The 4,289-nt window shown below is 70.6% G+C and carries 6 protein-coding genes and 1 pseudogene; all 7 read right to left on the reverse strand.

Annotated features, from left to right (window positions below):
• Window positions 1-595: 595 nt before the first annotated feature.
• Window positions 596-757, reverse strand: coding sequence for a hypothetical protein (locus KN815_RS15025; protein ID WP_216342442.1), 162 nt, complete (start codon window positions 755-757; stop codon window positions 596-598).
• 324 nt (window positions 758-1,081) lie between these two features.
• Window positions 1,082-1,840: an NADPH-dependent F420 reductase gene (locus KN815_RS15030; RefSeq protein ID WP_216342443.1), complete on the reverse strand. Its 759-nt coding sequence runs from the start codon at window positions 1,838-1,840 to the stop codon at window positions 1,082-1,084.
• Between the two features lie 130 nt (window positions 1,841-1,970).
• Window positions 1,971-2,291, reverse strand: a complete 321-nt coding sequence (locus KN815_RS50320) for an aquaporin (RefSeq protein WP_253208983.1) — start codon at window positions 2,289-2,291, stop codon at window positions 1,971-1,973.
• Complete coding sequence (locus tag KN815_RS50325; RefSeq protein WP_253208984.1) at window positions 2,285-2,497, reverse strand: hypothetical protein; 213 nt, start codon at window positions 2,495-2,497, stop codon at window positions 2,285-2,287. Before KN815_RS50325 ends, KN815_RS50320 begins: the two co-directional genes overlap by 7 nt.
• On the reverse strand, window positions 2,437-2,805 hold the full coding sequence (locus tag KN815_RS50330; RefSeq protein WP_253208985.1) for a hypothetical protein: 369 nt from the start codon (window positions 2,803-2,805) through the stop codon (window positions 2,437-2,439). Before KN815_RS50330 ends, KN815_RS50325 begins: the two co-directional genes overlap by 61 nt.
• A 278-nt stretch (window positions 2,806-3,083) precedes the next feature.
• Window positions 3,084-3,885, reverse strand: a pseudogene (locus KN815_RS15040) (transposase family protein); the annotation flags it as partial.
• 67 nt (window positions 3,886-3,952) lie between these two features.
• The coding region (locus tag KN815_RS15045; RefSeq protein ID WP_253208987.1) for a hypothetical protein at window positions 3,953-4,289 on the reverse strand (337 nt) is incomplete at its 5' end.

Below are 4,289 nucleotides of genomic sequence, written 5' to 3' on the forward strand. Positions count from 1 at the left end.
TGCGCCGCCTGGCCGAAGGGGACCGGGCCGATACGGAGGCCGCTGGGTTGACGACCCCGGTGGAAGCGCAGGTGGCAGGGCGTGCGGTGCTGCTGACCCCGCACCGCGGTGAGACGGGCGACGAGGCCTTCGAGCCGGCCGCTCCGCAGCGGCCTGGGCCGCGCCGCGCGGCCCAGGCAGGAGCTGGCCCGTGGCCTCGACCACGTCCAGGCCCCCGATGACCGGGATGCGCCACTCGTCTAGGAGCAGTGCGACCTGTTCCAGCCAGGCGCGGTCCTCGTCGTGGGTCAGGCTGTGGCGTAGGCGCTGGCGTTCTCGTGCGGCAGTGCCTGAGCCAGGCGGGCTGCTTCGGGGTAGAACACGAGCGGCGCGACGTGCGGGACAAGCTCAGTCCGGAGCTGGAGCGTCATCAGAGCAGCTCGGGCAGTTGGAGGCCCTTGGGGTGGCCTGGTAGGGCCGCCCTTGCCGAGACCGGTGTTCGTTGGTCGGCGCTACGCTGCTGCGGCCCCGAGAAGGCACTTGAAGGCCGTCACCCTGTGGGCAACGGCCTTCAAGGTTGCAGGGCAGTGCTGGCGTCCCAGACCGGAGGCGAGGGCTAGCGAGCGTTCCGCCGAACGAGGACCTTGGGAACCTCCCGGGCGTCGCGGCGGCGGTCGGCGTTGCGCGCAGCGACGGCGGTGACGGCCGTGATCGCCACGGCGTACCAGGCGGTGCCGGCAGCGGTGATGAGCGCGGCGTTGTGCAGGACGGGGGACACGGTTCTTCTCCTGGAGGTCGGGGCGGAGTCGGTAGCCGCCCACCCTGACAAGGCCCTTCCGAAGATCCGCCGAAGAGCTGGCCGCCGCTCCGCCGCGTGGAGCAGGCGGCCGCCACCCTGTCGTGCCCCTTGGCGCGTGGTCAGCGGCGGCGGTACCTCACGTACAGCTTGTCCCGGCGGCTGCAGGCGGCGGCTTGGTCCATCGCGCGGGTGGGGTTGTCAGCGGCCCCGATGAGCAGGGGCTTTAGCCATGCACGGTCGTTGACCGCGATAGTCCGGTGAAGGTCACTGTCAGGGCCGCGCATGAACATGGGGGTGAGGAGGTTACTTGCCGACCGGGAAGAGGTCCTCCAGGTAGAGGCCGACACGGCCGGTGCGGGTGGCCTGGTCCATGAGGTCCTTGACACGGGCGGTGCTGACCACGGCGGATGGTCCGTTGAAAATCCACTCGTGGGCCTGCTCCTGGCTCATACCCCTGGGCGGCTCGCCGACGTAGGGCAGGACGTTGATAGGGGTGCCGGCCTCGTGGCGCCAGATGTCCGCGAGCGAGCCGACGTCGAGGGCGTCATAGCCGAGGGCGTCCATGAACCGCACGACCTCGGCCTTGGCCTTGGCATCGTTCCCGGTGACGGGCAGGGCACCGCGGTCGGGGTGGCCGGAGGGGCGGGCCGAGCTGTACAGGCGGAGGTTGTCCATGGTGCTGAGCGTCTTGACGACGTGTGACTCGGGCAGGTGGCGCTGGAGCAGTTCGCTGCTGGTGGTGCGCCGCTGTTCCAGGGCGTCGAGGCGGCCGTCGCGGTCGGGGAAGTAGCGCATCGTGTCGATGACTGTCTTGCCGGCGAGAGCGTCGGCGGGGAGCTTGTCGTGGGCGTGGAAGGGCAGGGAGACCACGACGAGGTCAGCGGCCTGTGCGGCCTCGGCCGGGGTGGCGGCGCGGGCGGCGTCGCCGAGTTCGGTGACGATGTCGGCCAGGGTCTCGGGTCCGCGCGAGTTGCTCAGGACGACGTGGAGGCCGGCGTCGACGGCCAGGCGTGCGACGGCGGCGCCGATCAGTCCGCTGCCGATCAGTCCGATGGTGCGCATAAGAGGTGTCCTTTCGAGACGGGGCGGGGGGGGAGGGGATTGGTCTTGCGGGGGTGTGCTCATACCGGGAGACGGGGGCGGTCTCGGGTGCCTCGGTGGCCGCCGGGACCGGGCGGGCGTCGCGCGCCGGTTACGGCGGGTGAGATGCCGGTCCAGCAGGGTGCTCGCGATGGCCGCCAGGGCGAACGCCGCGCCGACCTGAGAACTCGGCGGCAGCGGTGGCCACGACGTCCCCGGCCTGTGCGAGGTCCTGGGCGATGCGGTTGACCTTGGCGCCGGTCAGGCCGTCGCCGGCCATCACGGCGGGCCCGAACTGGCGGGCGGGACTGACGGAGCCGCCCGAGCGGGTGGCGAAGGCGATGGCTTGCGCGGAGATCATGGTGCCCACCAGCCAGGGGATGTGCCGGTGGAGGCGGCGCTGGCGGATGAAGACGCCCGCGATCGTCACCATCGCGAACATGGTGCCGGCTTCGAGCCCGCCGACGGCGCCCAGTGCCAGCCGGGTGCGGGTCGCACCACCGAGTAGTCCACGGCGGGCCCTGCTACGGCCGGGCCCCAGACGAGGCGGGCCGCCGCCACGCCGAGGAGGGAGCCGATCAATTCTCCGGCGATGTACGGCGCGACCGCGCGGCCGGGGATCTGCCGGTAGCGCCGCAAGGCCAGGGTGATGGCGGGGTTGACGTAGCCGCCGGCGCGGCGGCCCCGGGCGAGAGCATGAGCGCGGTGACGGTGTAGCCGCCCAGCGGCGCCATGACCACGATCCGGCCCTGGAGGCTGTTCCACACCTCGCCCGCCGCCGGGTCGAAACCGTCCATGAACCACCTGGTCACGGTCACCACCACGAACATCGTGATCGCGGTCATGGCCAGTTCGAGGACGGCCCGGTACGCGATCTCCTGCCGGGTGGGACCGGACGCGGTGACGGACGGCGCGGCGAGGCGCTGCTGCTGTTTCTGGAGTGACATCACGACGCTCGGTTTCCTCAAAGATCCGCCCGGTCGGCGTCACATGTCCCGGTACTGCTTCGCCGCCGCCAGTGCGGTGCCCAGTGCGTCCGCGGTGACGGTGCGGCCCGGCCCCGGATCGGCTTCCTGCTCGTTCGTCGCGGTCAAACTGTTGTGAGGGTCGGGGAAGGTGTCTCCGGAGTGTTCGGGTTTTCTCGCCATTTGTGATTTCGAGGCTCGTAGCGCACTCGCCTGGAACTGGCCAACGCGATCTTCGAATACCTCGAAATCTTCCACAACCGACAACGTCGGCACTCCCACCTCGGATCGGTGCGGACCTTGCCCAGGACGCGCCAGTTCTGCAGGTGCGCGAAGCCGTGCTCGACCGGGGCGCGCACCGCGGCCAGTGCCTTGTTGGACAGCTTCTGGCCACGGGTGAGGGGCCGGTTCCGGGCGGCCTTGTAGCCGGTGATCACCGCCGGGTCGGCGTCGGGATCACTGTCGTCGAGGCCGACGAACCCCAGGTCGGCCATCGCACCGAGTCCGGTCGTCGCAGAGATGAGCGGTGAGTTTGTCGTGACGGCAGGCGGTGATCTCCGAGGTCCGCCCCGGCCGGGCCGCGGAGACCCACAGCAGCCGGCCCCGGTCGTCGGTGAGCGCAATCACGAGCAGGCCATGGCACTTGTTCTTGCCCGAGTAGTTCTTGCGGTTCTCGGCCCCGGTGCGCCGCCGGGTACGTATCACCGAGCCATCCAGCAACACCACCCCACCACCCTTTCGGACGATCTTCTTCAGGGCGCGGTCCAGGCACGGGGCGCGAGCGGCCAACAGGCCCACGACCTCCCTGACCCACCGTGTCACGGTGGTGCGGTGCACCCCGTTGCCGCCGGCCAGATCGCCGGGCCGCTGGTCACAGCGCAGCACCGCCAGCACGATGCCGGCGATCTTCCCGGCGGGAAGGGACCGCCACCTGGAGCCGATCTTCTTGCAGTGGCCGCGTAACAGGTCGGCGAGCCAGTTCAGGGTGGCACTCGACAGCGGCAAGCGGGCGGTGTAGACAAGGCCGTCAGGGCCCTCGACGGTGTCGTTGTTTTTCTTCACACACCGAACTCAACTGCCGCCGGGGGCACGCCTGTTACGCCCTCTTGCCGCTTCCGGTCCGGTGCGACTACAGGCGCACGGTGAACTTCCCGTCAGGCCGCTTGTGCAGCCAGCCACGATCAGCGACCTTGGTCATCTTCGCCCGCAACGGCTCCAGCTTCCCGCGCACCCCCACCTCAAGACCCAGTTCCTCACCCACCGTCCTGACCTGCACCGGGCCGCCAGCGGCCCGCACGATCGCCAGGATCCGGCGATAGTCGGCGGGCAGCGTGGCCTCGTCGCCCGTCTCACCGCGGTGCGGGGTCAGCAGCACCGCACGCCCTGCCACCTGCGCTTCCACCGGGGTCGTCAACCCAGCGGCCTCCGTATCGGCCCGGTCCCCTTCGGCCAGGCGGCGCAGGACC

The organism is Streptomyces niphimycinicus, from assembly GCF_018883605.1.
GTDB lineage: Bacteria > Actinomycetota > Actinomycetes > Streptomycetales > Streptomycetaceae > Streptomyces > Streptomyces niphimycinicus.